This is a genomic window from Azonexus hydrophilus DSM 23864 (assembly GCF_000429605.1).
In the GTDB taxonomy this organism is placed as follows: Bacteria; Pseudomonadota; Gammaproteobacteria; order Burkholderiales; family Rhodocyclaceae; genus Azonexus; species Azonexus hydrophilus.
The window spans coordinates 138266-164045 of sequence record NZ_AUCE01000018.1; the positions used below are offsets into that span (position 1 = coordinate 138266).

At 65.0% G+C, this 25780-nt stretch carries 27 protein-coding genes; 20 read left to right on the forward strand and 7 right to left on the reverse strand.

Features of this window, described 5'->3' with window-relative positions:
• Positions 1–27 precede the first annotated feature (27 nt).
• A complete protein-coding gene (locus G471_RS18385; protein ID WP_051295440.1) occupies positions 28–657 on the forward strand; it encodes an ankyrin repeat domain-containing protein in 630 nt (209 codons plus the stop codon).
• Here G471_RS18385 and G471_RS0110715 read toward each other — a convergent pair.
• The gene (locus G471_RS0110715; protein WP_028995340.1) at positions 654–2297 is read right to left on the reverse strand and encodes an ABC transporter permease; all 1644 of its coding nucleotides are present in this window, start codon (positions 2295–2297) and stop codon (positions 654–656) included. The genes G471_RS18385 and G471_RS0110715 overlap by 4 nt on opposite strands.
• A gap of 24 nt (positions 2298–2321) precedes the next feature.
• Here G471_RS0110715 and G471_RS17405 point away from each other — a divergent pair, with 24 nt between their 5' ends.
• From G471_RS17405 to G471_RS0110750, 7 genes are all read left to right on the forward strand, one after another.
• Positions 2322–3467: an ABC transporter ATP-binding protein gene (locus tag G471_RS17405; protein ID WP_081700225.1), complete on the forward strand. Its 1146-nt coding sequence runs from the start codon at positions 2322–2324 to the stop codon at positions 3465–3467.
• A 10-nt stretch (positions 3468–3477) separates the two neighbouring features.
• Positions 3478–4176 (forward strand): leucyl/phenylalanyl-tRNA--protein transferase, encoded by a 699-nt coding sequence (aat, locus tag G471_RS0110725; protein ID WP_028995341.1) that lies wholly within the window; start codon positions 3478–3480, stop codon positions 4174–4176.
• A 5-nt stretch (positions 4177–4181) separates the two neighbouring features.
• A complete protein-coding gene (locus G471_RS0110730) occupies positions 4182–4928 on the forward strand; it encodes an arginyltransferase (protein ID WP_028995342.1) in 747 nt (248 codons plus the stop codon).
• A gap of 50 nt (positions 4929–4978) precedes the next feature.
• Positions 4979–6274 (forward strand): EAL and HDOD domain-containing protein, encoded by a 1296-nt coding sequence (locus G471_RS0110735; protein WP_028995343.1) that lies wholly within the window; start codon positions 4979–4981, stop codon positions 6272–6274.
• A gap of 73 nt (positions 6275–6347) precedes the next feature.
• Positions 6348–6941: a LemA family protein gene (locus G471_RS0110740; RefSeq protein WP_028995344.1), complete on the forward strand. Its 594-nt coding sequence runs from the start codon at positions 6348–6350 to the stop codon at positions 6939–6941.
• A gap of 3 nt (positions 6942–6944) precedes the next feature.
• A complete protein-coding gene (locus G471_RS0110745) occupies positions 6945–7763 on the forward strand; it encodes a TPM domain-containing protein (RefSeq protein ID WP_028995345.1) in 819 nt (272 codons plus the stop codon).
• Position 7764: 1 nt separating this feature from the next.
• Positions 7765–8265, forward strand: a complete 501-nt coding sequence (locus G471_RS0110750) for a TPM domain-containing protein (protein WP_028995346.1) — start codon at positions 7765–7767, stop codon at positions 8263–8265.
• Here G471_RS0110750 and G471_RS0110755 read toward each other — a convergent pair whose 3' ends face one another.
• Genes G471_RS0110755 through G471_RS0110770 form a run of 4 tightly spaced genes read right to left on the reverse strand, consistent with a single transcriptional unit; the run spans position 8266 to position 12768 of the window.
• Positions 8266–9486 carry an ABC transporter permease gene (locus G471_RS0110755; RefSeq protein ID WP_028995347.1) on the reverse strand — a complete coding sequence of 407 codons (1221 nt, stop codon included), beginning with the start codon at positions 9484–9486 and terminating at the stop codon, positions 8266–8268. It abuts the gene before it with no gap.
• A complete protein-coding gene (locus G471_RS0110760) occupies positions 9483–10181 on the reverse strand; it encodes an ABC transporter ATP-binding protein (protein ID WP_028995348.1) in 699 nt (232 codons plus the stop codon). The genes G471_RS0110755 and G471_RS0110760 overlap by 4 nt, the downstream gene beginning before the upstream one ends.
• Positions 10181–11383 carry an efflux RND transporter periplasmic adaptor subunit gene (locus tag G471_RS0110765; protein ID WP_245580549.1) on the reverse strand — a complete coding sequence of 401 codons (1203 nt, stop codon included), beginning with the start codon at positions 11381–11383 and terminating at the stop codon, positions 10181–10183. Before G471_RS0110765 ends, G471_RS0110760 begins: the two co-directional genes overlap by 1 nt.
• Positions 11380–12768, reverse strand: coding sequence for a TolC family protein (locus tag G471_RS0110770; RefSeq protein WP_081700231.1), 1389 nt, complete (start codon positions 12766–12768; stop codon positions 11380–11382). Before G471_RS0110770 ends, G471_RS0110765 begins: the two co-directional genes overlap by 4 nt.
• Before the next feature lie 107 nt (positions 12769–12875).
• Here G471_RS0110770 and G471_RS0110775 point away from each other — a divergent pair, with 107 nt between their 5' ends.
• The 3 genes from G471_RS0110775 (at position 12876) to G471_RS0110785 (ending at position 16162) form a co-directional block, all read left to right on the forward strand.
• Positions 12876–13565: an AzlC family ABC transporter permease gene (locus G471_RS0110775; protein WP_245580551.1), complete on the forward strand. Its 690-nt coding sequence runs from the start codon at positions 12876–12878 to the stop codon at positions 13563–13565.
• The gene (locus tag G471_RS0110780) at positions 13562–13882 is read left to right on the forward strand and encodes an AzlD domain-containing protein (RefSeq protein ID WP_028995352.1); all 321 of its coding nucleotides are present in this window, start codon (positions 13562–13564) and stop codon (positions 13880–13882) included. The genes G471_RS0110775 and G471_RS0110780 overlap by 4 nt, the downstream gene beginning before the upstream one ends.
• A gap of 69 nt (positions 13883–13951) precedes the next feature.
• Positions 13952–16162, forward strand: a complete 2211-nt coding sequence (locus G471_RS0110785; protein ID WP_028995353.1) for an OsmC domain/YcaO domain-containing protein — start codon at positions 13952–13954, stop codon at positions 16160–16162.
• Positions 16163–16266: 104 nt separating this feature from the next.
• Here the strand turns inward: G471_RS0110785 and G471_RS0110790 are convergent, their stop codons facing one another.
• Positions 16267–16683 carry an ester cyclase gene (locus G471_RS0110790; RefSeq protein ID WP_028995354.1) on the reverse strand — a complete coding sequence of 139 codons (417 nt, stop codon included), beginning with the start codon at positions 16681–16683 and terminating at the stop codon, positions 16267–16269.
• 64 nt (positions 16684–16747) lie between these two features.
• Positions 16748–18277 (reverse strand): cryptochrome/photolyase family protein, encoded by a 1530-nt coding sequence (locus tag G471_RS0110795; protein WP_043421507.1) that lies wholly within the window; start codon positions 18275–18277, stop codon positions 16748–16750.
• A 190-nt stretch (positions 18278–18467) separates the two neighbouring features.
• Between G471_RS0110795 and G471_RS0110800 the strand changes: the two genes are divergently transcribed.
• From G471_RS0110800 to G471_RS17415, 9 genes are all read left to right on the forward strand, one after another.
• Entirely contained in the window at positions 18468–18920 is a 453-nt protein-coding gene (locus G471_RS0110800; RefSeq protein ID WP_028995356.1) for a DUF3429 domain-containing protein, read from the forward strand.
• Positions 18921–18954: 34 nt separating this feature from the next.
• The gene (locus G471_RS17410) at positions 18955–19302 is read left to right on the forward strand and encodes a hypothetical protein (protein WP_043421468.1); all 348 of its coding nucleotides are present in this window, start codon (positions 18955–18957) and stop codon (positions 19300–19302) included.
• Positions 19303–19402: 100 nt separating this feature from the next.
• A complete protein-coding gene (locus tag G471_RS0110810; protein WP_028995357.1) occupies positions 19403–20449 on the forward strand; it encodes a quinone-dependent dihydroorotate dehydrogenase in 1047 nt (348 codons plus the stop codon).
• A 71-nt stretch (positions 20450–20520) separates the two neighbouring features.
• Positions 20521–21105 carry an electron transport complex subunit RsxA gene (gene rsxA, locus G471_RS0110815; protein WP_028995358.1) on the forward strand — a complete coding sequence of 195 codons (585 nt, stop codon included), beginning with the start codon at positions 20521–20523 and terminating at the stop codon, positions 21103–21105.
• Positions 21105–21680 (forward strand): electron transport complex subunit RsxB, encoded by a 576-nt coding sequence (rsxB, locus tag G471_RS0110820; RefSeq protein WP_424243813.1) that lies wholly within the window; start codon positions 21105–21107, stop codon positions 21678–21680. The genes rsxA and rsxB overlap by 1 nt, the downstream gene beginning before the upstream one ends.
• Complete coding sequence (gene rsxC, locus G471_RS0110825) at positions 21680–23401, forward strand: electron transport complex subunit RsxC (RefSeq protein ID WP_028995360.1); 1722 nt, start codon at positions 21680–21682, stop codon at positions 23399–23401. The genes rsxB and rsxC overlap by 1 nt, the downstream gene beginning before the upstream one ends.
• Positions 23398–24420 carry an RnfABCDGE type electron transport complex subunit D gene (locus G471_RS0110830; RefSeq protein WP_028995361.1) on the forward strand — a complete coding sequence of 341 codons (1023 nt, stop codon included), beginning with the start codon at positions 23398–23400 and terminating at the stop codon, positions 24418–24420. The genes rsxC and G471_RS0110830 overlap by 4 nt, the downstream gene beginning before the upstream one ends.
• Positions 24417–25082: an electron transport complex subunit RsxG gene (rsxG, locus tag G471_RS0110835; RefSeq protein ID WP_028995362.1), complete on the forward strand. Its 666-nt coding sequence runs from the start codon at positions 24417–24419 to the stop codon at positions 25080–25082. Before G471_RS0110830 ends, rsxG begins: the two co-directional genes overlap by 4 nt.
• Entirely contained in the window at positions 25079–25777 is a 699-nt protein-coding gene (locus G471_RS17415; protein ID WP_043421471.1) for an electron transport complex subunit E, read from the forward strand. The genes rsxG and G471_RS17415 overlap by 4 nt, the downstream gene beginning before the upstream one ends.
• Positions 25778–25780: the final 3 nt, after the last annotated feature.

Consider the following 25780-nt stretch of genomic DNA (forward strand, 5'->3'; position numbering starts at 1 on the left):
TCTCCCCCACTTGCAGGGAAGGAAACCATGGGATCCAACAGCTTTGGCGCCAGCCCACTCATTGAAGCAATCCGGGCAAACAGTCTGCCCCGGGTTATCGCCGCCCTAGAGGATGGCGGAGATGTCGAAGAAAAAGACATCCACGGCTATGCCGGATTACCGCTGCGAACCGCCTGCTTTTCCGGCAATGTTCCGATCATCCGCGAACTGCTCAAGCACGGCGCCGACGTCAACGCCCCGACGGCCGACGGGCCGGGCGCCCCGCTCCGGGCCGCCATGCGCGCCAACAATACCGAGATCGTCGCCCTGCTGCTGTCCCACGACGCCCAGATTCCTTTCGGCCTGGAAATCCCGATGGCGGTATATGAGCGCGCCAAGGAACTGACGGCCGGCAACACCGAATCACTTGACGTTCCCATGCTGGAATTCGAGCGGCACGACGTACCTGACGCTGTTTCGACTCCAGCCAGCGAAAAAAATAGTGCCAAGGCATTTCACGACAACGTGATCGACTTCTCTCCCGCCGAACAAAATATCGAGGAAGTCGACTTACGCGGCGTCTACGGCGTGGATACCAGTGTCCTGACTCTTGATTTCGAGCGCGCCAGCGGCGCCTGGGAAAAGGTCGAAGGCGTCGGCAAGAAAGAGGCGACCTAGCCCCGGCGCGACGCCGTAATCTGCCGCGACAGCAGGATCAGCGGCAGCAAGCCGACGACCACGATGGCCAGCGAAGCGGTCGATGCTTCGGCCAGCCGCTCGTCGGACGCCAGCGTATAAGCCTGGGTGGCCAGGGTATCGAAATTGAAGGGGCGCATGACCAGCGTCGCCGGCAATTCCTTCATCACATCGACAAAAACCAGCAGGCCGGCGGTCAGCAGGCTCCCGCGCAGCAAGGGCGCATGCACGCGCCCCAGGGTGGCCGCCTGGCCCAGGCCCAGGCTGCGTGCGGCGTCGTCCATGCTCGGCGTGATCTTGGCCAGGCTGGATTCGACGGAGTGCAAGGCCACCGCCAGGAAACGCACCAGATATGCGTAAATCAGCGCGGCGATGCCGCCAGTCAGCAGCAGGCCGGGGTTGTTGCCGAACCACAACTCCCACTGTCCGGCCAGCCAGTGGTCGAGGCGGGTCACGGGAATCAGCACGCCGACGGCAATAACCGCACCTGGCACCGCGTAGCCGAGGCCAACGAGACGGTTCAGGCCCGCCGCCACGCTCGACTTCGAAAGGCGTGCGCCATAGGCGAGCAACAGGGCGATCAAGACGGCGATCAGCGCCGTCGTGCCGGCCAGCAGGAAGCTGTTGCGCGACAGCATAAGGAAGCGCTCGCCGAACTGCGCATCGCCGTCGGTCAAGGCCATTTTCAGCAACAGCAGCGCCGGCAGGACGAATCCAATCAACAGGGGTAAAGCGCAGGCCAGCACCGCCGCCAGCGCCGGCAGGCCGCGCAATGTCGCGCCAGCCATTGGCCGGTTGCGCCCGGTGGTGTTGTGGTAGCGCGCCCGCCCCCGGGAAATCCGCTCGGCCATCAGCAGGAAAAGCACGAAACCGAGCAGCATGGCCGCCAGCTGGGCAGCAGCGACCCGGTCGCCGAGCGAGAACCAGGCACGGTAGATGCCGGTGGTAAAGGTATTGACCGCAAAATAGGCAACGGTGCCGTAATCGGCCAGCGTTTCCATCAGCGCCAGCGCGATGCCGGCAACGATAGCCGGTCGCGCCAACGGCAGCGACACCTTGAAGAAGGCGCGGCGCGAGCCCATGCCCAGCGTCCGTGCCGCTTCCAGCATGCCGCTGGCGCGTTCGAGGAAAGCCGTGCGGGCCAGCAGGTAGACGTAGGGATAGAGCACGAAAATGAACATCAGCATGGCGCCGGGCAAGGTGCGGATGTCCGGGAACCAGTAATCGCCGTATTGCCAGCCGAACAGATCGCGCAGCGTGCTCTGCACCGGGCCGACGAACTGCAGGAAATCGGTATACACGTAGGCCATCACGTAGGCCGGAACGGCCAGCGGCAGGACCAGCGCCCACTCGAAGAAACGGCGGCCGGGAAACTCGTGCATCGCCGTCAGCCAGGCCGTCGACACGCCGATGAGGCCGACGCCGATGCCGACGCCCAGGCACAGCAGCAGCGAATTGGCGATGTATTCCGGCAAGACGGTCTGCGACAGGTGACTCCAGGTGTCGCTGGTACCGCCGACAAACAGGTTCAGACCGACGCTGGCGACCGGCAGGGCGGCCAGCACGGCCACCGCGATACCGACGATCAGCAGGAAGGGAAATGAGCGCGTGTGCAGGTGCATGAATGCGAATTATAATCGAGCACCATGACACAGCTCGAATTGATTGGCGTAATTCAACGCTACGGCAAGCATACCGTCGTCGACGGGGTCGATTTTCGCCTGGCGCCCGGACAGATTGCCTGCCTGCTCGGCCCGTCGGGCTGCGGCAAGACAACCCTACTGCGCTGCATTGCCGGCTTCGAGGACATTGCCGGCGGTGAAATCCGCCTGCACGGCCAGACGGTCAGCCGCCCGGACGCCCGGGTCGCTCCCGAGAAGCGCCGCATCGGCATGGTCTTCCAGGATTACGCGCTGTTCCCGCATCTCACCGTCGAGGAAAACGTCGCCTTCGGCCTGCCCGACCGGCAAGGCGAAGCCGCTTCGCTGCGCGTACGCCAGTTGCTCGCCACGGTCGGCCTCGGCGGCCAGGGCAACAAGTATCCGCACGAACTCTCCGGCGGCCAGCAGCAGCGGGTGGCCCTGGCCCGGGCACTGGCGCCACGCCCCGAACTGATCCTGCTCGACGAGCCCTTCTCCAACCTCGACGTCGGCCTGCGCGAGCGGCTTTCGGTCGAAGTGCGAGAAATCCTCAAACGCGAGGGCTCGACCGCGATCATGGTCACCCACGACCAGCACGAAGCCTTCGCCATGGCCGACGAGATCGGCATCATGCACAACGGCCGCATCCAGCAATGGGATACGCCGTACAACCTCTACCACCGCCCGGCCAACCGCTTCGTCGCCGACTTCGTCGGTCAGGGCGTGTTGCTCACCGGCACGGTTGGCGAAGGCAATTCGGTATCCATGGAACTGGGCACGCTGATTTCCGACACGCCGGTGGAGTGCAACGAAAGCTGCTCGCATTGCGAAGACGGCTGCCGCGTGGACATCCTGCTGCGTCCGGACGACATCGTGCACGACGACGCCAGCCCGGTGCAGGCCGAAGTTCTGCACAAGGCCTTCCGCGGCGCCGACATCCTGTACACCCTGCGCCTGAGTAGTGGCAGCGAGGTGCTGTCGCTGGTCCCGTCGCATCACAACCACGCGCTGGGCGAGAAGATCGGCATCCGCCTCGACGCCGATCACGTGATCGCCTTCAAGAAGCACGATGCCTGCGAGGATGATCCGGATTGCGAAATCCGCTTCGAGCAACAGGCGCTTGCCGAGCAGCCGGTGACCTGGCACCGCTGACCGCCGGCGCATGATTCCCTTTCTCGGCCCGCTCGACCCGTTTCCGCCGGTCACCGAGGCGCGCCAGGAGATGAACGGCCTGCTCGCCGTCGGCGGGCTGTTGCTGCCGGATCGCCTGCTCGATGCCTACCGGCGCGGCATCTTTCCCTGGGGCACGGTCGAGGGGCAGGCCCTGTGGTACAGCCCGGACCCGCGCATGGTCATGTTTCCGGAAAACTTCCGCCTCTCGCGCAGCCTGCGGCGCCTGCTGCGCAGCGATACGCTGACGATCAGCGCCGACCGGGATTTCCCCGCAGTCATTGCGGCCTGCGCGGCAACCCGGCGACGCGGACAGGACGGGACCTGGATCAGCAACGAAATGATGGAAGCCTACATCCGGCTACATGAACTCGGCTGGGCGCACTCGGTCGAAGCCTGGGAAGAAGGCGAACTCGTCGGCGGCCTGTACGGCCTGGCCATCGGCCGCATGTTCTACGGCGAATCGATGTTCTCCCGGCGCGACAATGCCTCGAAGTTCGCCTTCGCCTACCTGATCCGACTGTTACGCGAGCGGGGTTTCGGCATGATCGACTGCCAGATGCACACCGACCACCTGGCCTCGCTCGGGGCGGCGGAAATTCCGCGCAGCGAATTCCTGCAGCACATGCGCGCGCTGATCGGCCAGGGCGAACGCAGCGTCTGGCAGCTTGCCGTGACCACCGACTGGTAAATCCCATGTCCCAAGCCAACGACGCCGACCTGCCCTTCTCGCTGCTGCAGTTCTATGCAACCTCGCCCTACCCGTGCAGCTACCTGCCCGAGCGCGAGGCCCGCTCACAGGTCGCCACACCAGCCCACCTGATCGACAGCGGCATCTACAGCACGCTGGTCCGCGCCGGTTTCCGCCGCAGCGGCATCTTCACCTACCGCCCGCACTGCGACCAGTGCCAGGCCTGCGTCCCGGTCCGACTGCCGGTCGCCGAGTTCACGCCCACGCGCAGCCAGCGCCGCGCCTGGAAACGCCATGCCGACCTGCAGATCCGCGAAATGCCGTTGATTTCGGTAGCCGAGCATTTCGACCTCTACGTCCGCTACCAGGCCAGCCGCCATCCCGGCGGCGGCATGGACGAAGACAGCCACGAGCAATATGCGCAATTCCTGCTGCAAAGCAGCGTCGACACCCGGCTGATCGAATTTTCCGAAAACGACCAGGTACGCATGGTCAGCCTGATCGATGTCCTCGACGACGGCCTGTCGTCGGTCTATACCTTCTTCGACCCGGACGTACTGGGCGCCAGTTACGGCGTTTTCAACATCCTGTGGCAGATCCAGCAATGCCACGCACTCGGCCTGCCCTGGCTGTACCTCGGCTACTGGATCGCCGACAGCCGGAAAATGGCCTACAAGATCAATTTCCAGCCGATCGAGGGACGTGTCGACGGCCACTGGCGGCGACTTGATCCGGCGCGGGAGATTCCCTAAACGCAGACGTCGGCCTATGATGCTGTTTTCATCACCGACGGATTGAAAACTTGCAATTCTTCAGGAAACTGTTCGGCCTGCTGCGCCCCGAAACTCCGCCGGCACCGGCGGCGACGCCGCCTGCCCAGCCAGCCGCGCCTGGTGCATCGACGCCTGTCGCCGAACGCATTCTCTTCGTCTGGCAGGAAATGCTCGATGGTCAATCGCAGATTGCCGGCTACCGTCTGCAGGCACGTGCCCTGGACAAGCGCAATGTGATCTCCGGCACCGCAATCCGCGCCGCCTTGCTCGCCGAAAACGTACATCACGCAGGCGGCCAGCGTCCGCTGCTGATTTCCCTGACGGTCGAGCAATGGCAGACGGCGGATTTCTCGGAAATCATCGCCCCCCAGACCTTCATCCTGCTCAGCGACCTCGAATCCGACCCGGCACCGCAACAGCGCCTGGCGGAAATCCGGGCCGCCGGTGCCAGGACAGCCATTCACGACCATGCCGCTGGCGCAGACAGCGGCGACTGGCCGCTCGACCTGGTGCTGTTCGCCTTTCGCAAGACCGAACTGGCCACGCAGGAAAAACACCTGCAGTCGCTGCGTCAGCGCCCCGGCCTGCTACTGGTCGCCGACGGCGTCGAATCCTGGGCCGAACACCGGCTGTGTCAGCGTATCGGGTTCAAGCTGAGCATCGGCGGTTTCGCCGGCACCCGCGATCAGGAAGCGCCCCCCGGAAAAATCAGCGAGAGCCGCCTGGTCGTTCTCGACATGCTCAACCAGATCCGCAGCGACGCCGAACTCGGCGCGCTGGCCGCCACCGCACTGCGCGACCCGGCCGTCGTGGTCAAGTTGCTGGACATGGCCAATTCGCCGCTTTACGGCTTGCCGCGCAAGGTTGCCAGTCTCGAGGAAGCCATCACCCTGCTCGGCCGCGATGCGCTTTACCGCTGGCTGTCGCTGGCCCTGTTCAACATCGAAGGCAACGATGGACGCGACCGCACACTGCTGGTCCTGGCGCTCTGCCGGGCGGCCTTGCTCGAGGGCCTGGCCACCGGCCACGGCAAGCAGACTGCCGACGAAGCCTTTCTGGTCGGCCTGCTGTCGATTGCCGACAGCCTGCTCGACCGCCCGATGGCCGACGTGCTCGCCCACATCCATCTGCCAGCAGCGGTCAAGGCCGCCTTGCTGCACAACGAGGGCCACCACGCGCGCTTCCTGCAACTGGCCATCATGCTCGAACGCTGCCGTCTCGATCAGGCCGTGGTGCTTGCGGGTGCCCTGCAACTGTCACCGGCCACCCTGATCGAGAGTTACCGCAAGGCCCTGGGCTGGGCCAGTGCGGTGCTCGACCAGTAAAAACCAAATTTTACGTACGCCCGCCCGACAACTACTACACTAAGCCCATAAAACATTCCGGAGAACATCTTCCATGCGCCTGCGCCTGCTTACCCTGATCGCCCTGCTCGTCACCCTGCTCTCGGGCTGCGGCTACAACCAGATCCAGATCAACGATGAAGGCGTCAATGCCGCCTGGTCGGAAGTGCTCAACCAGTACAAGCGGCGCGCCGACCTGGTGCCCAACCTGGTGGCCACGGTCCAGGGCTACGCCGCCCACGAAAAGGAAGTGCTGACCCGGGTCACCGAAGCCCGCGCCAAGGTCGGCGGCATCAACGCCACCCCCGAGCTGGTCAATGACGAAGCTGCCTTCGCCAAGTTCCAGGCCGCGCAATCGGAAATGAGCAGCGCCCTGGCCCGCCTGCTGGTGGTTGCCGAGAACTATCCGCAACTCAAGGCCGACGCCAATTTCCGCGACCTCCAGGCCCAGCTCGAAGGCACCGAGAACCGCGTCACCGTCGCCCGCAACCGCTACATCGAGACGGTGCGCGTCTATAACATCTCCGTGCGCACCTTCCCGAACAACCTGACGGCGATGGTCCTGGGCTGGAAGCCCAAGGCCAACTTCAGTGTTGAAAACGAACAGGCCATTGCAGACGCTCCCGCCGTTAATTTCAACAACAAGTAAGCGATGTTGCGCTGGCTGCTGCTCTGCCTGTTCGCGCTCCTGCCGATCACCGGCTGGAGCAGCGGCCCGCTGGCCTTACCGGCCCTGAGCGACCGCGTCGTCGACCTGACCGGCACGCTGTCGGCCGGCGACCGGGCCGGCCTGGTCGAGCGGCTGACCCGGCTGGAACAGGAAAAAGGCGCGCAGATCGCCGTCCTGCTGCTGCCGACCACCGCACCGGAAAGCATCGAGCAGTTCGGCATCCGCCTGGCGGAAAGCTGGAAAATCGGGCGTCAAGGCGTGGACGACGGCGTCATCGTCATCGTCGCCAAAGACGACCGGCGCATGCGTATCGAAGTCGGCTACGGGCTGGAAGGTGCGATTCCCGACGCGATTGCCAAGCGCATCGTCGACGAACAGATGGCGCCGCGTTTCCGTGACGGCGACTTTGCCGGCGGCCTCAGCGCAGCCGTCGACACGCTGGTCCGCGTCATCGACGGCGAAAACCTGCCGCCGCCGAAGGAAAAAAAACCGGAAAGCGCCGGCTTCGACACCGACAGCCTGCTGTTCATCGCCATCTTCGTCGCCAGTGTGGCCCGCGCCCTGTTCGGCCTGGTCGGCGCGCTCGGCATTTCACTGCTGGCCGGTGCGCTGGCCTGGTTCAGTTTCGGTTCGCTGAGCGCCGCCGTGATCGCCGCGCTGATCACCTTCTTTGCCTCCTTCATGCGCGCCGGCAAGGGCGGCTGGCATAGCGGAGGCGGCGGTGGCAGTCGTGGCGGTGGCGGCGGTTTTTCCGGCGGCGGTGGCGGTTTTGGTGGCGGCGGCGCCTCGGGGAGATGGTGAGATGGGACTGTTACGCAAACTCAGACACCTGACCGCGCCGGGCTGGCTGATCAACCGCCATTTCGGCAAGGATGATCTCGACGCCGTCGAAGCCGCCATCGATGCTTCCGAAAAGACCCATCGCGGCGAAATCTGCGTGGTCATCGAAGGCGCCTTGCCCTTTGCCGCGCTCTGGCACGAAGAAGACAGCCGCCAGCGGGCCGCTCGCCTGTTCCTGGAATACGGCGTGAACCAGACGCGCGAGGCGACCGGCATCCTGCTCTACATCCAGTTGCTCGACCACCAGCTGGAAATCCTCGCCGACAGCGGCATCGCCGGGCGCGTGCCGCAAGCCGTGTGGGACGACATCTGCCACGCCACCGAAGCCGATTTCGCCGCCGGTCGCTACCGCGACGGACTGGTCAGCGCCATCGGCCGCATCGGCGCCCTGCTCGCCGAACATTTCCCGGCAGCAGCCGACGACAACCCGAACGAACTCGGCAACCGCCCGCGGCTGCGCTGATCACTGGTAGCGCAGCGCCTCGATCGGATCGAGCCGCGACGCCTTCTGCGCCGGGTACCAGCCGAAGAAGATGCCGACCCCGGCGGCAACGGCAAAGGCCAGCAGCGCCGCCGTCCCGGAAATGACCACGACCATGCCGGTGATGGCGTTGATGCCCAGCGCAATCGCGATGCCCAGCGTCAGGCCAAGCAGGCAGCCGGCGAAGGAAATCATCACCGCTTCGAGCAGGAACTGCAGCAGGATGTCCTTCTGCCGCGCGCCGATGGCCATGCGGATGCCGATTTCGCGGGTGCGCTCGGTGACCGACACCAGCATGATGTTCATGATGCCGATGCCGCCGACGATCAGCGAGATCGAGGCGATGGCGCCGAGCAGGATGGACATGGTCCGCGTCGTTTCCGCTTCCGACTCGGCGGCAGCCGACAGGTTGCGCATGAAGAAGTCGTTGGGCGTGTCGTCGCGCAGGCGATGCCGCTGGCGCAGCAGCGACTCGACATTGCTCATCACCCTTTCCATGCCCTCGGCCGAATCGGCCTGGACCATGATCATCCGCACCGAGCCGACGAAGGGCGTACCAAACACCTTGCGCTGCGCGGTGGACAGCGGAATGATCACGGTATCGTCCTGATCGCGGCCATCGAGATTCTGTCCCTTGGCGGCGAGCACGCCGGTGACGACAAACGGGCTCTGCTGGATGCGCAGCGTCTTGCCGACCGGGTCTTCGTCGCCGAACAGGTTTTCGGCGACGGTCTTGCCGATCACCGCCACCCGCGTTGCCGAACGCACGTCGGAATCGCCGAAACTGCCGCCGCTGGTGAGGCTCCAGGCGCGGGCATCGAGATAGGCCGGCGTCGTGCCGATGACCTGGGTATTCCAGTTCTGCGCGCCATAGACCAGTTGCCGCGAGCCCTGGTGGGTCGGCGCGACGTTGGCAACACCGTCGAGTTCGGCAATCGCCTCGGCATCGGCAACGGTCAGTGTCGGCCCGCCACCGCTGCCGCTGCGCACGCCGGCGCTGGTCGAAAAACCGGAGAGGACGATGAACAGGTTCGAGCCCATGGTGCTGATCGTCTGCTGCACCGCGTACTGCGCCCCCTGGCCGATGGCCAGCATGATGACCACGGCGCCGACGCCGATCACCATGCCGAGCATGGTCAGCGCCGTGCGCAGGCGGTTGGCGCCCATCGCCAGCCAGGCTTCGCCGAGCATCGGGCGGATCATGGTTGTTCTCCGGTGAGGTGGTCGCTGACGATGTGACCGTCGAGAAAGCGCACCTGGCGGCTGGCATGGGCGGCGATGTCGGGCTCGTGCGTAACCAGCACGATGGTGATGCCGTCCGCGTTCAATTCGCCGAACAGGCGCATGATTTCCTCGCTGGTGTGGCTGTCGAGATTGCCGGTCGGCTCGTCGGCGAGGATCAGGCGCGGCTCGTTAACCAGCGCCCGGGCAATCGCCACGCGCTGCTGCTGACCACCGGAAATGCGGTTGGGCAGCGATTCAGCGTACTGGCCGAGACCGACACGTTCAAGCAGCACACGCGCCCGCGCCCGCCTGGTTTCCTTGTCGACATTGGCGTAGACCAGCGGCAGCGCGACGTTGTCCTGCAGGCTCATGCGCGGCAGCAGGTTGAAGCCCTGGAAGACGAAACCGATGGTCCGGTTGCGCAGTTGGGCCAGGGCGTCCTTGCTCATTTGCGCAACATTCTCGCCGGCCAGGAAGTAGTCGCCGGCACTCGGCGTGTCGAGACAGCCGAGCAGATTCATGAAGGTCGATTTGCCGGAACCGGACGGACCCATGATCGCCACGTACTCGCCGGCCGTGATGTCGAGATCGACACCGCGCAGCGCGGGAAACTCGCCGGCCGCCGTCTGGTAGGACTTGCCCAGCTCGGCGACCTTGATGACGGAAGCAGCCATCAGAACATCCGCATGCCGACCGACGACGGCGCCTTGGCCGGCCCGCCGTTTTCACCGACGACGATGCGCACGCCCTCGGCCAGTTCGCCGGAGACCAGTTCGGTATTGCGACTGTCGGTAATGCCCAACTGAACCGGTACGGCCTTCAACTGGCCGCTTTCCAGCACATGCACGGTCGCCCCCTGGCCAGCGCGCGCCCGGCCCTTGCCGCCACCGGCACCGGGCGAAGGCGGTCCGCCGGCGCTCGCTCCGGCCGGCGCCGCCGGGGCACTTTCGGCCGGTTTGAAGCGCAGCGCCGCGTTGGGCACCAGCAGCACATTCTCGCGCTGACGCACACCGATGGTCACGTAGGCCGTCATCCCCGGCAGCAGGATCTGATCCGGATTGGCCACCGAGATGCGCACGTTGTAGGTGACCACGTTCTGTTGCGTCACCGGGTTGAGACGGATTTGCTGAACGACGCCCTCGAACTGGCGGTCCGGGAAGGCATCGACCGTGAACTTCGCCTTCTGCCCCTCGCGGATGGCGCCGATGTCGGCTTCAGCAAAGCTGGTATCGATGCGCATCTCCGACAGATCCTGGGCGATCTTGATCAAGGTCGGCGTCTGGAAGCTGGCGGCCACGGTCTGGCCGAGATCAACGACGCGGTCGATGACCACGCCGTCAACCGGCGAGCGGATCACCGTGTAGCCGAGATTGGCCTGGTCGCGCGCATGCTGCGCCTGCGCCTGCGCCAGTTGCGCCCGCGCCGAGCGCAGAACCTGCGCCGCCTGATCGTACTCCTGTTTGGAGACATACTCCTCGGCGAGCAGGGCTTTCATCCGCGCTTCGTTGGCCACCGCCAGATCAAGGCTGGCCTGCGCCGAAGTGATGCTGGCGGCGCTTTGGCGAGCGGTGGCCGAGACCAGCGCATCGTCGAGTTCAAGCAGCGCCTGACCGGCCTTCACCTTGTCGTTGAAATCGACGTGCAGCTTGCGCACCGTGCCCGAGACCTGGGTACCGACGCTGACCAGCACCACCGGATTGAGCGTGCCGTTGGCCGACACCGCCTGGGTCACGTTGCCGCGCGCCAGTTCGGCGGTGCGGTAGCGCTTCTCCGGGTCCTGCGCCGCGCGCTGCTTGACGAACCAGTAGCTGCCACCGGCCAGACTGGCAGCGAGAACGGTCAGGATCAATATTTTTCCGGTCTTCTTCATCTTCATTCCCCGGCTGCCTGCAGCAGCGTGTAGTCGAGCGCGCCCATGCTCTGGGCCAGGGCGGCACGATAGATATTCCAGTCAAGTTCGGCCTGGATGCGCTGGACGCGCGCCTGGGCCAGCGCCGTCTGGGCGCTCAGCAGATCGAGCACGGAACCGACGCCGGCCTTGTAGCGGCCGAGCGCCACACGTTCTGACTGCTCGGCGCTGGCGATCAGGTCGCGCGTCGTCTGCAGCGCCTCGGTGGCCGTGTTCAGGCTGTGATAAGCCTTCCACACATCGAGTGCGACCTGGTTGCGGATGCGGTCGCGCTGGGCCGCGCGGGCTTCCTGCTGGGCCTCGGCGGCGCGTACGCGATAGGTGGTGTCGAAACCGGAAAACAGCGGCACGTTCAGGGTCAGCCCGATCGCACCGCTGCGGTTGGTCACGCCATCGACGCGCTGCCAGTTCGGCCCAGCCGCCAGCGACAGCGTTGGCAAACCCTGCGCCCGGGCCGCCGTCACCGACGCCTCGGCGGCCAGCACCTGGGCTTCGGCGGCCTTCAGGTCCGGACGACGTTCGATGGCAGCGGCGATCAGCGTATCGAGATCCTTACGGAAGCCGGCATCTCCGCTGACCGGGGACATTTCCGCCAATTGCAGCGGTGTCTGTGCTTGCAGGCCGAGCGCATTGGCCAGGCTGCCTAGCGCGCTGCGCGCCTCACCCTCGGCCCGCTGCCGGTTGAGCCGTGCCTGAGAAGCCGCCGTCTGCGCCTGCAGACGCTCGGCCGGCGTCCCGGCGCCGACCCGGTAGCGCAATTCGGCGGCGGCCAGGCTTTCCTGCGCCGAGCGTTCGGCCTCCAGCGCCGCCTGCACCGCCGCCCGCGCGGCCTGGGCGCCGTGATAGGTCTGCAAGGCCGACAGGAACAGCGTTTGCACCGTCGCATCGCGGGTCGCCAGCGCGGCGTCGAGCAGGCGCGTTGCGTTGTCGATGCCGGCCGCGCGCTGGCCGCCGTCGAGCAACAGCCACGACAGGCTGAGCGAGGCGCTCTGCTGTGTCAGGTTGCGTGTTTCGTTGAAGTTGCGGGTGACGCCGGCCCGACCATCCACCGACGGCAACCAGCCCGAGCGGGCAACGCCGACCTGCGCCGCCTGCGCCCGCGCGCTCGCCCACAACTCGCGCGTCTGCGGGTGATTGCACAGGGCCAGGTCGACCGCGTCGAGTGCGCTCAACGGCGCGGCTGGCAACTGGTCGGCACAGGGTAGCTCGCCGACCCGGGCTGCCAGCGCATGCGCGCTGCGCAAGGGCGGCATGGCTTCGGTCCGTAGCGGGTCGGTCAGGGTCTGGGCTTGCCCGACACTGCCCGCCAGACCGACCAGGAGCACGCCGAGGTTTCTGAGAAGGATTCGCATGTCCGGCAGTTTAGCCGGCTCCGGGCCGATCAAGCTGTTACAAATTGTTTTCCGGGCGCGCTCTCGCTATCCTGCCGGGCATGTCAGTGCCCGTCACCTCTTCCTTCATGCTCGGCGCCCGCGAGGGTTTCGCCGCTTTCCTGCCGGTTTCGGTCGGCCTCGTGCCGTGGGCGCTGGTCATGGGCATGGCGATGTCCAGCCACGGTTTCAGCCCGGTCGAAGCGATGGGCATGAACCTGATCGTCTTCGCTGGCACCGCCCAGCTCGGCACGCTGCCGCTGATCAGTTCCGATGCGCCGCTGTGGCTGATCGTCGTCACCGCGCTGGCGCTCAATCTGCGCTTCGTCATCTTCAGCGCCGCCATCGCCCCCGGCTTTCACGGGGTTGGCACGCCGCAGCGCTGGCTCTCCGGCCACCTGCTGACCGACGGCGTCTTTGCCACCTGCGCCGAACGCATGCTGCAGGTCGACGACCCGCGCTGGCGCCTAGGTTTCTACCTCGCGCCCTCGCTGTGGTCGTGGCTGTTATGGCAGAGCTTCACGCTGATCGGCATCTTCGCCGCCGGCATCGTGCCGGCCAGCTGGTCGCTGGAATTCATGGCGACCATCGCGCTGATCGTGCTGCTGGTGCCGATGGCACGCATTCCCCCGATGCTGGTCGCCGCACTGGCCGGCGGCGCCGCCGCGACGCTGCTGCGCGACATGCCGCTGCGCCTTGGGACGGTGGCGGCCATCATCATCGGCATTGCCGCCGGCTTCCTCGCCGAACATCTCGAACACAAGCGGCGGCAATCATGAACGACACCAGCCTGTGGGTGATTTTCGTGCTGATCGGCCTGGCCACGACCTTGCCGCGCGCCAGTTTCATCGTTCTCGGCAACCGCGTGCAATTGCCGCCGGTGCTCCAGCGCGCCCTGCGTTATGCGCCCGCCGCCGCCCTTGCCGCCATCGTCGCCCCCGACCTGCTGGTGGTCGATGGCAGCGTCGACGTCATCAACGCCAAGCTCGGCGGCGGCATCGCCGCCGTGGCCGCCGCCCTGCTCTCGCGCAATCCCTGGCTGCCCTTCGTCGTCGGCATGGCGGTGCTGCACGGCCTGCGCCAGCTCGGCGGCTGAGAATCCGTCCCGGCCGCCGGGAAACCCGGATAATGGCGACCGATTCGTTTTGAACGCTGGGACAGCCGCATGGAAATCAAGGTCAATTTTCTCGACAAGCTTCGTCAGGAAGCCAAGTTCGACGACTTCACGGTCATCGCCGACCAGTCGATCCGCTATAAAGGCGACGGCTCGGCGCCGGGGCCGTTCGATTACTTCCTGGCCTCGTCGGCCTTGTGCGCGGCCTACTTCGTCAAGCTCTACTGCGACACGCGCAACATCCCGACCGAGCACATCCGCCTGTCGCAGAACAACATCGTCGACCCGGAAAACCGCTACAAGCAGACCTTCAAGATACAGGTCGAGCTGCCGCCGGACATTTCCGCGAAGGACCGCCTGGGCATCCTGCGCTCCATCGACCGCTGTACCGTCAAGAAGGTCGTCCAGACCGGCCCCGAGTTCATCATCGAGGAAGTCGAGAATCTCGACGCCGACGCGCAGGCGCTGCTGACCGTCAGCGCGGATGCCGACACGCAGACCTTCATCGCCGGCAAGGACCTGCCGCTGGAGCAGACCATCGCCAACATGTCCGGCCTGCTCGCCGGGCTGGGCATCAAGATCGAGATCGCCTCCTGGCGCAATCTGGTGCCCAATGTCTGGTCGCTGCACATCCGCGACGCGCATTCGCCGATGTGCTTCACCAACGGCAAGGGCGCGACCAAGGAAAGCGCGCTGGCCTCGGCGCTGGGCGAGTACATCGAGCGCCTGAGCTGCAACCATTTCTACAACGACCAGTACTGGGGCGAGGAATTCGCCAACGCGCCGTTCGTGCATTACCCGAACGAGCGCTGGTTCAAGCCGGGCAAGAAAGACGCGCTGCCCAAGGGCCTGCTCGACGACTACACGCTGGAAATCTACAACCCGGACGGCGAGCTGCGCGCCTCGCACCTGTTCGACACCAACTCCGGCAACAGCGAACGCGGCGTCTGCGCGCTGCCCTACTTGCGCCAGTCGGACGGCGAGACGGTGTATTTCCCGACCAACCTGATCGACAACCTGTTTCTCAGCAACGGCATGAGCGCCGGCAACACGCTGGCCGAGGCGCAGGTGCAGTGCCTGTCGGAAATCTTCGAGCGCGCCGTCAAACGCGAAATCCTCGAAGGCGAAATCGCACTGCCCGACGTGCCGGCCGACGTGCTGGCCAAATACCCGGGCATCGTCGCCGGCATCGAGGAACTGGAGAAGCAGGGCTTCCCGGTGCTGGTCAAGGACGCCTCGCTCGGCGGCCAGTTCCCGGTGATGTGCGTGACGTTGATGAACCCGCGCACCGGCGGCGTCTTCGCCTCCTTCGGCGCGCATCCGAGCCTGGAAGTCGCGCTCGAACGCAGCCTCACCGAACTGCTGCAGGGCCGTAGCTTCGAAGGCCTCAACGACCTGCCGCGGCCGACCTTCGAGAGCAACGCCGTCACCGAGCCGAACAACTTCGTCGAGCATTTCATCGACTCCAGCGGCGTCGTCTCCTGGCGCTTCTTCAGCGCCAAGGCCGATTACGACTTCGTCGAGTGGGACTTCTCCGGCCAGGGCGAGAATTCCAACGCCGATGAAGCTGCCACGCTGTTCGGCATCCTCGCCGAAATGGGCAAGGAAGTGTACATGGCCGTTTACGACCAGCTCGGCGCCAACGCTTGCCGCATCCTCGTGCCCGGCTATTCGGAAATCTACCCGGTCGACGACCTGATCTGGGACAACACCAACAAGGCGCTGGCCTTCCGCGAGGACATCCTCAACCTGCACCGCCTCGACGACGCGGCGCTGGAAGCCTTGCTGGAGCGCCTGGAAGAGAGCGAACTCGACGACTACACCGACATCATCACGCTGATCGGCGTCGAATTCGACGAGAACACCGACTGGGGCCAGCTGACCATCCTCGAACTCAAGCTCCTGATCAACCTCGCGCTGCAGGATTTCGAAGCGGCCAAGGAACAGGTCGAAGCCTACCTGCAGTACAACGAAAACACCGCCGAGCGCGGCCTGTTCTACCAGGCGGTCAATGTGGTGCTGGAAGTGCTGCTCGACGACGCGTTGGAACTGGAAGACTACGAGCCCAACTTCCGCCGCATGTTCGGCAACGAGCGCATGGATGCGGTCATCGGCTCAGTCGATGGCAGCGTGCGCTTCCACGGCCTGACGCCGACCAGCATGAAGCTGGAAGGCCTGGACCGCCACCAGCGACTGCTCGACAGCTACCGCAAGGCGCATGCGGCAAGGGCGAAGGCGGCAGAGCTATGCCTGGGAGGGTGATTCCCGAACGCGAGATGGTGGCGGTTCGGTTGTTGCGATCGTTCAACATCGACGTCGCACCGATTCGATGGATGACGACCGACCCGAAACCGAAATTCGCAGAATTACTGGCTGTTGCGTTCTAGCAGTTGTAACAATCCATGTACATCGCCGAGGACCCACAGGTCGGCGACCAGTCCGTCCCTAAACGAAAAGAGCGCTGCCCCGGCCCACTCGACCTTTTTGCCAGTTGGTTTGAAGCCAAAAAATTCGCCACGGTGGGTGCCTGAAAACCGCATTCGGGCAAAACACTGGTTGCCCTCCGCAACCAAGTCAAGAATGTCGCATTGGTATGCACCAAGGGCCTGATGTACGAAATCGACGTAATCAGCAAACTCGGAATGTCCTGTTTTACTTTGACCGAGAGAGCCTCTGAATGTGAAGTCTGACTGAAGCAGCGAGGGAATTGCCGATTTGTCGTGCTTGTTCCATACATCAGCATAGAACATTTGAACGACAGTCTTGAGTGCGGAATATTCCATGGTGAGTGTCGGAGAATTTCATGAGGGGCATCCATTTTGCCCCAGGCCCCGCCATAACGGGCATTCACAGGATCTCGATCCCCGCCCGGACTTCCCCCGCCCGATGCTGCAATGCATCGAGCGCTGCCGGCTCCATGCCGGCCAGCTGGCGGTACACCATCCCCAGCCTGGGGTTGGCGGCCAGCCGCTCGCCATTCCGCGCAAAGAAATCCCAGTACAGGGCGTTGAACGGGCAGGCACGCTCGCCGACACGGGCTTTCCTATCGTAATGGCAGCCCCGGCAGTAATCGCTCATGCGGTCGATGTAGGCGGCGGTCGATACGTAGGGTTTGGTCGCCAGTCGGCCGCCGTCGGCAAACTGGCTCATGCCGAGGGTGTTGGGCAGTTCGACCCATTCGAAGGCGTCGATATACACCCCGAGATACCAGCGGTGGACGGCCGCCGGATTGAGTCCGGCGAGTAGCGCGAAGTTGCCGATCACCATCAGGCGCTGGATGTGGTGGGCGTAGGCCTGTTCCAGCGACTGGCCGATGGCGTGCGCGAGACAGCGCATGCGGGTTTGTCCGTTCCAGAACCAGGCGGGGAGCGGCAGGCGATGGTCGAAATGGTTGTGTGCGTCGTAACCCGGCATGTTGGCCCAATACACGCCGCGCACGTATTCGCGCCAGCCGAGAATCTGTCGGATGAAGCCTTCGGCCGCAGCCAGCGGGACATGGCCGGCCTGCTGCGCGCTGACGACGGCGGCGATGACCTCGCGCGGGTTGAGCATCTTGGTGTTGAGCGCGAACGAGATCAGCGAATGGAAAAGCCGCCCGTTGCCGGTGGCCATCGCGTCCTGGAAATCGCCGAAATTGGGCAGCGCCTGGTCGATGAAGTGGGCGAGCTGCTGCCGGGCCTCCTGCCGCTTCAGCGGCCAGCGGAAATGCCCGGCCGCCGGCTCGCCGAAGCTGTCCACGCCGGCCTGGCGGATGCTGTGCCAGAGCGCCGAGTGATCGTGCCGGCCGCGCCAGTCGGCCGGTGCGCGCGGCACGCCCGGCCAGGACTTGCGGTTGTCGTGGTCGAAGTTCCAGCGACCGCCGAGCGGCTTGCCCGGGCCGGCCATCAGCACGTCGTGACGCATCCGCATCTGGCGGTAGAAGTGTTCCATCAACCATTGCCGACGCCCGGCGAAAAGTCTGGCAGCTTCGTCGCGCTGGCTGTAGAAGTGCTCGCTGTCGACCATCCGCGCGGGGATGGCAAGTTTCGCGGTGTAGTCGGCCAGTTGCCGGTCGAGCCGCCATTCGTCGGGCGCCTGGTATTCAAAGGCGCTGGCTGCGTGACACTCGATCAGCGCATCGAGGTTGGCCGGCAGCGACTGGTGGTTGGCCGGGTCGTCAATGGCAAGATACTCCACGCGATGCCCTGCTTCCCGCAAGTGCCGGGCAAAGTCGCGCATGGCGGCAAAGATGGCGATGATTTTCTGGGCATGGTGGCGGACGTAATCGGTTTCCTGGCGGACCTCCATCATCACGTGGATGACGGCTGCGTCGGCTTGCGCAAACCAGCTGTGCTGCGGATTGAGTTGATCGCCCAGGATCAGGCGCAGGGTACTCACGCCGCCTCCCGGCGATGGCGCCGGCAGCTTCGGCGAGCGGACGGAAGGCAAGCGGCGGGTGAAAATTTTCTCGGAGACTGAATAGCCATTTTGTCCTGGACAAATAACGAAAACAATCGCAATATTAAGCCAAACAAAGACAAAACGATCTTTTTGTTCATGACGCAGCTGATCCCTTGCGAGGTCCGACATGATTCAAAGCCACTCCCCGACACTGCCACCCGTCGTTGCCTGGCTGGGCTACGGCGGCTTGCTGCCGTTTCTGGCGCTGGCCTCGGCCAGCTGGCTCGACCAGCATCATGGCCTGCTGTGGAGCGACGCGCTGTTCGCTTACGGGGCGATCATTCTCAGCTTCGTGGGCGCACTGCATTGGGGGCTGGCGATGAGTCTGCCCGGGCTGACCGAGCGCCAGCGCTCGGCCTGCTTTGCCTGGAGCGTCGTCCCCGCCCTGCTGGCCTGGCCGGCGCTGATGCTCCCCGCACCGCTCGCCGCCTCCCTGCTGGTTGCGGGTTTCATCGCCCATTATCTGCAGGACAGCCGCCTGGCGCGCCGGACGGCCCTGCCAAGCTGGTACCTGCCGCTTCGCCAGCGCTTGAGCGGGATCGCCATCATTTGCCTGCTAGCGGGAATGCTCGCCGCTTGAAACCGTCGCGCAACAAGCCATCGGAGGTCGCACCATGAAACTGTTCAATCGCTTGCCCGGGTTTCCGCGCACGCCGGCCGGCAAGGAACGTCAGGTACTGCGCCGGCTGCCGGCGACCTTCCTTTTCGGCACCCTGCTGCTCGCTGCCCCTTCGCTACTGGTCAGGGTGTTTGCCGACACCGCCGACGCCATGGCCGTGACCACCACCGACATCTACGTCGCCAGCCTGATCATCCTGCACTGGACGGTCGTGCTCACGGTCGGCATTGCCGCCTTCATCGTCATGGTGATGAAAGGTCCGGCTTATGTCGCCGATGCCTATCCCCTGCAGGAAATGGAGACGCTGGATCAATCCGGCAAAGCCCATCGACAGACACGCTGACGCAGCGTGTGCCATTGTCGCCACTTCGCCAAAAACAAGCCTCATCAGGCGCCATTTCAGGCTTTGGCCGGCACTCAAATGCGGTAAAATGCCGGCCACCATGCTCTATCCGCTCATTCGCAAGTTCTTTTTCTCCCTGGACGCCGAAAAGGCGCACGGCATTGGCCTGACCGGGATGTCCTTCCTCGAATCGGCCGGCCTGCTCGGCTTGCTGGCCAAGCCGGCGCCGGATTGTCCGGTTGAGGTCATGGGGTTGCGCTTCCCCAATCCGGTCGGCCTGGCCGCCGGGCTGGACAAGAATGGGGCGCATATCGATGCGCTGGCGCGGCTGGGTTTCGGCTTCATCGAAATCGGCACGATCACGCCTCGCCCCCAGGAAGGCAATCCGAAGCCGCGGCTGTTCCGCATTCCGGAGGCGCAGGGCATCGTCAACCGCATGGGCTTCAACAACGCCGGCGTCGATGAACTGCTGTTCAACGTGCGTGCGGCGAATTTCCCCAAGCGCGGCGGCATCCTCGGCATCAACATCGGCAAGAACGCGACGACGCCGATCGAGAAGGCTGCCGACGATTACCTGATCTGCCTCGACAAGGTGTACAACGACGCCAGCTACGTCACCGTCAATATTTCGTCGCCGAACACCAAGAACCTGCGCGAACTGCAGAAGGACGAGGCGCTCGACGACCTGCTCGCGCAACTCAAGGCACGCCAGCAGGCGCTGGCGCAGCAGCATGGCAAGTACGTGCCGCTGGCGCTGAAGATTGCGCCGGACCTCGACGACCTGCAGATCACCGCAATTGCCGATGCCTTGCGCCGGCATCGTTTCGACGGCGTGATCGCGACCAATACGACGCTGTCGCGCGAGGGCGTGGAAAACCTGCCGAACGGCAACGAAACCGGTGGCCTGTCGGGTGCGCCGGTGTTCCAGCGGTCGACGGCGGTGCAGGAAAAACTGTCGGCGGCGCTGGCCGGCGAAGTTCCGATCATCGGCGTGGGCGGCATTCTCAAGGGGGAGGATGCAGTCGCCAAGATTCGTGCCGGGGCCAGTCTGGTCCAGGTGTATAGCGGCTTCATCTATCGCGGGCCGGAACTGGTCGCCGAGGTCGGCCAGGCACTCGCCCGCGCACTCGGAGAAAAAAACCGATAAGCCCATAAACGGCGCGCAGTTGTTTGTCCCTGCGCCAGGCCGGATAATGCGGGTCTTCGCTCCCCCTGATCATGAGCAACTATATTTTCATTCTCGTCGGCGCGGTGCTGGTCAACAACATCGTGCTGGTCAAGATGCTTGGCCTGTGCCCCTTCATGGGCGTTTCCAAGAAGCTGGAAACCGCCTACGGCATGGGTGCGGCCACGACTTTCGTGCTGACCACGGCGACCGGCGCCAGCTACATCATCGACCATTTCCTGCTCATGCCGTTCGGGCTGGAATACCTGCGCACCCTGTCCTTCATCGTCACCATCGCCGCCGTCGTGCAATTGACCGAAATGGTCATTGCCAAGACCTCGCCGACGCTGCAGCAGACACTGGGCATCTATCTGCCGCTGATCACCACCAACTGCGCCGTGCTCGGCGTGCCGCTGCTCAATGTCAGCAACGGGAACAACTTCGTCGAATCGCTGCTGTTCGGCGCCGGTAGCGCGGTCGGCTTTTCCGGCGTGCTGATCCTGTTCGCCGCGATCCGCGAACGCATCGAAGGCGCCGACGTACCCACCCATTTCCGCGGCTCGGCCATCGCCATGGTCACCGCCGGCCTGATGGCGCTGGCCTTCATGGGCTTCGCCGGACTGGACAAGTACCAGTAATGGATATCCTGCTCGCCATTGCCATCATGGCCCTCGGCGCCGTCGTGCTCGGCGCCGCGCTCGGCTTCGCCTCGATCAAGTTCAAGGTCGAGGGCGATCCGCTGGTCGAGAAGATCGACGCCATCCTGCCGCAAACCCAGTGCGGCCAGTGCGGCTTCCCGGGCTGCAAGCCCTACGCCGAAGCCATCGCCAAGGGCGAAGTCGACATCAACCTGTGCCCGCCGGGCGGCATGGAAGGCGTGCAGCGCCTGGCCGACCTGCTCGGTCGCGAGGTCAAGCCGCTGGAGGCTGAGGAAAAGCCCAAGCAGGTCGCCCGTATCGACGAAAACACCTGCATCGGCTGCACGCTGTGCATCCAGGCCTGCCCGGTCGATGCCATCGTCGGCGCGGCCAAGCAGATGCACACCATCATCGCCCAGCAATGCACCGGCTGCGAACTGTGCCTGCCACCCTGCCCGGTTGAATGCATCCACATGGAAGTCATTCCCGAGACGCTGGAAAACTGGAAATGGAAATACCCGGTCGTCGCCATCCAGCCGGTTGCGGCCAGACCGTCCGCCAAGGAAGCCGCGTGATGCTGGCCAAACTGTTCAAATTCTACGGTGGCGTCAAACCGCCCTCGAACAAGACGCTGTCCAACCAGCAGCCGATCCGCCCGGCACCGCTGCCGTCGCGCCTGGTCGTGCCGCTGCACCAGCACATCGGCGGCACGCCGCGACCGCTGGTTCAAGCCGGCGACCCGGTGCTCAAGGGCCAGAAGATCGGCGAGGCCGACGGCTGGATCTCCGCCGCCGTGCATGCGCCGACCTCGGGTACCGTGGTCGAGGTGGCGATGCATGTGCGCCCGCACGTTTCCGGGCTGGAATCGCTGTGCGTGGTCATCGAACCCGACGGCAAGGATGAATGGATCACCCACGGCCCGGCCGACCGGGCGGCCATGTCGCCGGCCGACATCTGCCAGTTCCTGCAGGAACACGGCATCGTCGGTCTCGGCGGCGCCGGCTTCCCCACCCACGGCAAGCTCAAGGCGACGCCGGGCGTGCCGATGGCCGAACTGATCATCAACGCCGCCGAGTGCGAGCCCTACATCACCTGCGACGACCTGCTCATGCGCGAGCGCGCCGACGATGTCGTGCGCGGCATCGCCGTCTTCCGCGACATGCTGCAACCGACCCAGGTCATCATCGGCGTCGAGGACAACAAACCGGAAGCCATCGCCGCCATGCAGAAGGCGGTCGAGGCGCAAGGCGAAGCCTTTGCCGTGGTGCCGGTGCCGACCCTCTACCCGGCCGGCGGCGCCAAGCAGTTGATCCGCGTGCTGACCGGCAAGGAAGTCCCGGGCGCCATGCGCTCGACGGCCGACATGGGCGTGCAGGTGTTCAACGTCGGCACCGCCTACGCCGCCTGGCGCGCCATCGGCCACGGCGAGCCGCTGATCTCGCGCATCGTCACGCTGACCGGCAACGTCCGTGGCGCCGGCAACGTCGAAGCGCTGATCGGTACGCCGATGGACGAACTGCTGAAACTGGCAGAACCGAATCCGGACACCGACGGCATCATCATGGGCGGACCGATGATGGGTTTCCTGGTCCCGAATGAACACGCGCCCATCGTCAAGACCAGCAATTGCCTGATCGCCCATTCCGAACGCCTGTTCCCGCCGAAAGCGCCGGAGATGCCGTGCATCCGCTGCGGCGCCTGCGCCCGCGCCTGCCCGCACGAACTGCAGCCGTTCGAGCTGTACTGGCATGCGCGCGCCAAGGATTTCGGCAAGACCCAGCAGTACCACATCTTCGACTGCATCGAATGCGGCTGCTGCGCCTATGTCTGCCCGTCACGCATCCCGCTGGTCCAGTATTTCCGTTTCGCCAAGAGCGAGATCTGGGCGCGCGAGAAGGAAAAGAAGGCAGCCGACGAAGCCAAGCAGCGTTTCGAGTTCAAGCAGTTCCGCGAGGAACGCGAAAAAGCCGAGAAGGCCGAGAAGCTGGCCAAGGCGGCTGCCGCCCAGGCCGCCAAAAAGGCGGCGGAAGCAGCTGCGGCCAGTGAAGCACCGGCCACCGAACAACCTGCCGAGGCTGCAGCCGATCCGGCCGAAGCCGCCAAAAAGGCAGCCATCGCCGCCGCCATGGCGCGGGCCAAGGCGCAGCGCGAAGCCGCACAGCCGAAGAACACCGATGAACTGACGCCGGAACAGGCCCGGGAAATGGCCGAAATCGAAGCCCGTCGCCAGCAGGCCGGCATTGTGCCCGAACCGGCCGACGCCCAGCCGGCGACCACCGAAACGAAGCCCGAATGATGTTCGCCCCCGCCCCCTACCTGCTCAAGGACGCCAGCGTCAGCCTGGTCATGACCCAGGTCTGCCTCGCGCTGATTCCCGGCATCGCCGCCTACGCCTGGCTGGTCGGCCCGGCCATCCTGGTCCAGCTGGTGATCGCCTCGGTCACCGCGATTGCCGCCGAAGCAGCCATGCTGAAACTGCGCGGCAAGCCGCTGGCGATGTTCCTGTCCGACGGTTCGGCCATCGTCACCGCCTGGCTGATCGCGCTGACCTTCCCGCCGCTGGCGCCGTGGTGGCTGGTGGTCACCGGCACGCTGTTCGCCATCGTCATCGCCAAGCATCTTTACGGCGGCCTCGGCCAGAACCCGTTCAACCCGGCAATGGTCGCCTTCGCCGCCTGCATCGTCTCCTTCCCGGCGCTGATGTCGCAATGGCCGAGCGTCGGCCTGCAGATGCCTTTCCTCGATCAATTGAACGTCATCCTCGGCCTGGCGCCGCGCGTCGATGCCCTGTCCGGCGCCACCCCGCTCGACGCCATGAAGACGGCGCTGAAGCTTGCCGAGGGCCAGGTCGACATCGCCCACCTGCTGGCCAACCAGGACATCTACGGCAATTTCGCCGGACGAGGTTGGGAATGGGTGGCCATCGGCTACCTGCTCGGTGGTCTGTGGCTGTGGCAGCGCAAGCTGATCACCTGGCACGCGCCGCTCGCCTTTATCGGCGGCATGGTGCTGATTTCCGGCGCGCTCTGGCTGTACCAGCCGGCCAGCTTCGCCAACCCGCTGTTCCACCTGCTCTCGGGCGGCACCCTGCTCGGCGCCTTCTTCATCATCACCGATCCAGTGTCCGGCTGCACGACACCGCGCGGCAAGCTGATCTTCGGCTTCTGCGCCGGCCTGCTTGCCTACATCATCCGCATCTTCGGCGGTTTCCCCGACGGCGTGGCCTTTGCCGTGCTGCTGATGAACCTGTCGGCGCCGTTGATCGACCAGCTCACGCAACCGCGCATCTTCGGCATGAAGGGCAAGCAGTCATGACCAGTACTCCGCGCGAATACACCGCCCCGGCCATGGCGCTGCGCACGGCGGCCATCCTCTTCATCTTCGTCATCGCCTTCACCGCGCTGCTGTCGGCGGTCTATCAATGGACCCGCCCGGCCATCGAGGCGTCGGCTCTGGCCGAGAAAATGAAGCTGCTCAACGAGGTGCTGCCGGCCAGCGACTACGACAACGCCTTGCTGACCGACACCCTGTCCCTGCCGCCGACGGCCGAACTCGGCCTGACCGAGGCGAGCACGCTGTACCGCGCACGCAAGGGCGGCCAGCCGGCCGCGCTGATATTCGAAGCCGTCGCCCCCGACGGTTACGCCGGCCGCATCCGCCTGCTGATCGCCATCCGCGCCGACGGCAGCGTCGCCGGCGTGCGCGTCACCCAGCACAAGGAAACGCCGGGGCTGGGCGACTACATCGAGCCGAAGAAGGACAAGAACAAGGCCAATCCGTGGATCACGCAGTTCAACGGCCTGGCGCTGGCGACGACGCCGGCCAAGGAGTGGCGCGTGCGCAAGGACGGCGGGCGCATCGAATACCATGCCGGCGCCACGGTAACCCCCCGTGCCGTCGCCCGTGCCGTGCATCAGGCCGTGCTGTGGGCCGATATCCGGCGCGAGCAACTGTTCGCTGAAGGGAGTGCGCAATGACCCGCGACGAATTCTCGACCATCGCCTACAACGGCCTGTGGAAGCAGAACACCGCGCTGGCCCAGTTGCTTGGCCTGTGCCCGCTGCTGGCAGTCAGCACCAACATCGTCAATGGCGTGATGCTGGCGCTGGCGACGATCATTGTCATGGCGCTGGCCAACGTCGCCGTTGCCGCCCTGCGCAACTTCATTCCACATGAAATCCGCATTCCGGTGTTCATCCTCATCGTCGCCGCGCTGGTCACCGTCGTCGACCTGCTGTTCAACGCCCAGTTGCACGAACTCTATGTGGTGCTCGGCATCTTCATCCCGCTGATCGTCACCAACTGCATCGTGCTCGCCCGCGTCGAAGCTTTCGCCGCCAAGAACCCGCCGCTGAATTCGACCGTCGACGGCATCTTCATGGGCGTCGGCCTGTTGTGGACGCTGGCCGTGCTCGGTGCGATGCGCGAACTGCTCGGCAGCGGCATGCTGTTTACCGGCATCGACATGGTCTTCCCGAGCCTGTCGCCGATCCAGGTGCTGCCGGCCGACTACCCCGGCCTGCTGATCGGCCTGCTGCCGCCCGGCGCCTTCATCCTGCTCGGCTGCATGATCGCCTGGAAGAACTGGATGGACGCCCGCGCCGCCGAGCGCGCCAAGCGTCGCCCGCCGACCCCGGAAGTCGTCGCCGATACCGCCGAAGCCGGCGCCTGATCC

Bases quoted from the DNA above. Each gene is read 5' to 3' on its own strand.
- G471_RS0110780 (WP_028995352.1), top strand. From the start codon at position 13,562: ATGAACGACACCAGCCTGTGGGTGATTTTCGTGCTGATCGGCCTGGCC.
- G471_RS0110760 (WP_028995348.1), bottom strand. From the start codon at position 10,181: ATGGCTGCTTCCGTCATCAAGGTCGCCGAGCTGGGCAAGTCCTACCAG.
- G471_RS0110800 (WP_028995356.1), top strand. From the start codon at position 18,468: ATGATTCAAAGCCACTCCCCGACACTGCCACCCGTCGTTGCCTGGCTG.
- G471_RS0110765 (WP_245580549.1), bottom strand. From the start codon at position 11,383: ATGAAGATGAAGAAGACCGGAAAAATATTGATCCTGACCGTTCTCGCT.
- G471_RS0110745 (WP_028995345.1), top strand. From the start codon at position 6,945: ATGTTGCGCTGGCTGCTGCTCTGCCTGTTCGCGCTCCTGCCGATCACC.
- rsxA (WP_028995358.1), top strand. From the start codon at position 20,521: ATGAGCAACTATATTTTCATTCTCGTCGGCGCGGTGCTGGTCAACAAC.
- G471_RS0110830 (WP_028995361.1), top strand. From the start codon at position 23,398: ATGATGTTCGCCCCCGCCCCCTACCTGCTCAAGGACGCCAGCGTCAGC.
- rsxB (WP_424243813.1), top strand. From the start codon at position 21,105: ATGGATATCCTGCTCGCCATTGCCATCATGGCCCTCGGCGCCGTCGTG.
- G471_RS0110810 (WP_028995357.1), top strand. From the start codon at position 19,403: ATGCTCTATCCGCTCATTCGCAAGTTCTTTTTCTCCCTGGACGCCGAA.
- G471_RS0110750 (WP_028995346.1), top strand. From the start codon at position 7,765: ATGGGACTGTTACGCAAACTCAGACACCTGACCGCGCCGGGCTGGCTG.
- G471_RS0110715 (WP_028995340.1), bottom strand. From the start codon at position 2,297: ATGCACCTGCACACGCGCTCATTTCCCTTCCTGCTGATCGTCGGTATC.
- rsxG (WP_028995362.1), top strand. From the start codon at position 24,417: ATGACCAGTACTCCGCGCGAATACACCGCCCCGGCCATGGCGCTGCGC.
- G471_RS0110730 (WP_028995342.1), top strand. From the start codon at position 4,182: ATGTCCCAAGCCAACGACGCCGACCTGCCCTTCTCGCTGCTGCAGTTC.
- G471_RS0110785 (WP_028995353.1), top strand. From the start codon at position 13,952: ATGGAAATCAAGGTCAATTTTCTCGACAAGCTTCGTCAGGAAGCCAAG.
- rsxC (WP_028995360.1), top strand. From the start codon at position 21,680: ATGCTGGCCAAACTGTTCAAATTCTACGGTGGCGTCAAACCGCCCTCG.
- aat (WP_028995341.1), top strand. From the start codon at position 3,478: ATGATTCCCTTTCTCGGCCCGCTCGACCCGTTTCCGCCGGTCACCGAG.
- G471_RS17415 (WP_043421471.1), top strand. From the start codon at position 25,079: ATGACCCGCGACGAATTCTCGACCATCGCCTACAACGGCCTGTGGAAG.
- G471_RS18385 (WP_051295440.1), top strand. From the start codon at position 28: ATGGGATCCAACAGCTTTGGCGCCAGCCCACTCATTGAAGCAATCCGG.
- G471_RS17410 (WP_043421468.1), top strand. From the start codon at position 18,955: ATGAAACTGTTCAATCGCTTGCCCGGGTTTCCGCGCACGCCGGCCGGC.
- G471_RS0110770 (WP_081700231.1), bottom strand. From the start codon at position 12,768: ATGCGAATCCTTCTCAGAAACCTCGGCGTGCTCCTGGTCGGTCTGGCG.
- G471_RS0110740 (WP_028995344.1), top strand. From the start codon at position 6,348: ATGCGCCTGCGCCTGCTTACCCTGATCGCCCTGCTCGTCACCCTGCTC.
- G471_RS0110790 (WP_028995354.1), bottom strand. From the start codon at position 16,683: ATGGAATATTCCGCACTCAAGACTGTCGTTCAAATGTTCTATGCTGAT.
- G471_RS17405 (WP_081700225.1), top strand. From the start codon at position 2,322: ATGACACAGCTCGAATTGATTGGCGTAATTCAACGCTACGGCAAGCAT.
- G471_RS0110755 (WP_028995347.1), bottom strand. From the start codon at position 9,486: ATGATCCGCCCGATGCTCGGCGAAGCCTGGCTGGCGATGGGCGCCAAC.
- G471_RS0110775 (WP_245580551.1), top strand. From the start codon at position 12,876: ATGCTCGGCGCCCGCGAGGGTTTCGCCGCTTTCCTGCCGGTTTCGGTC.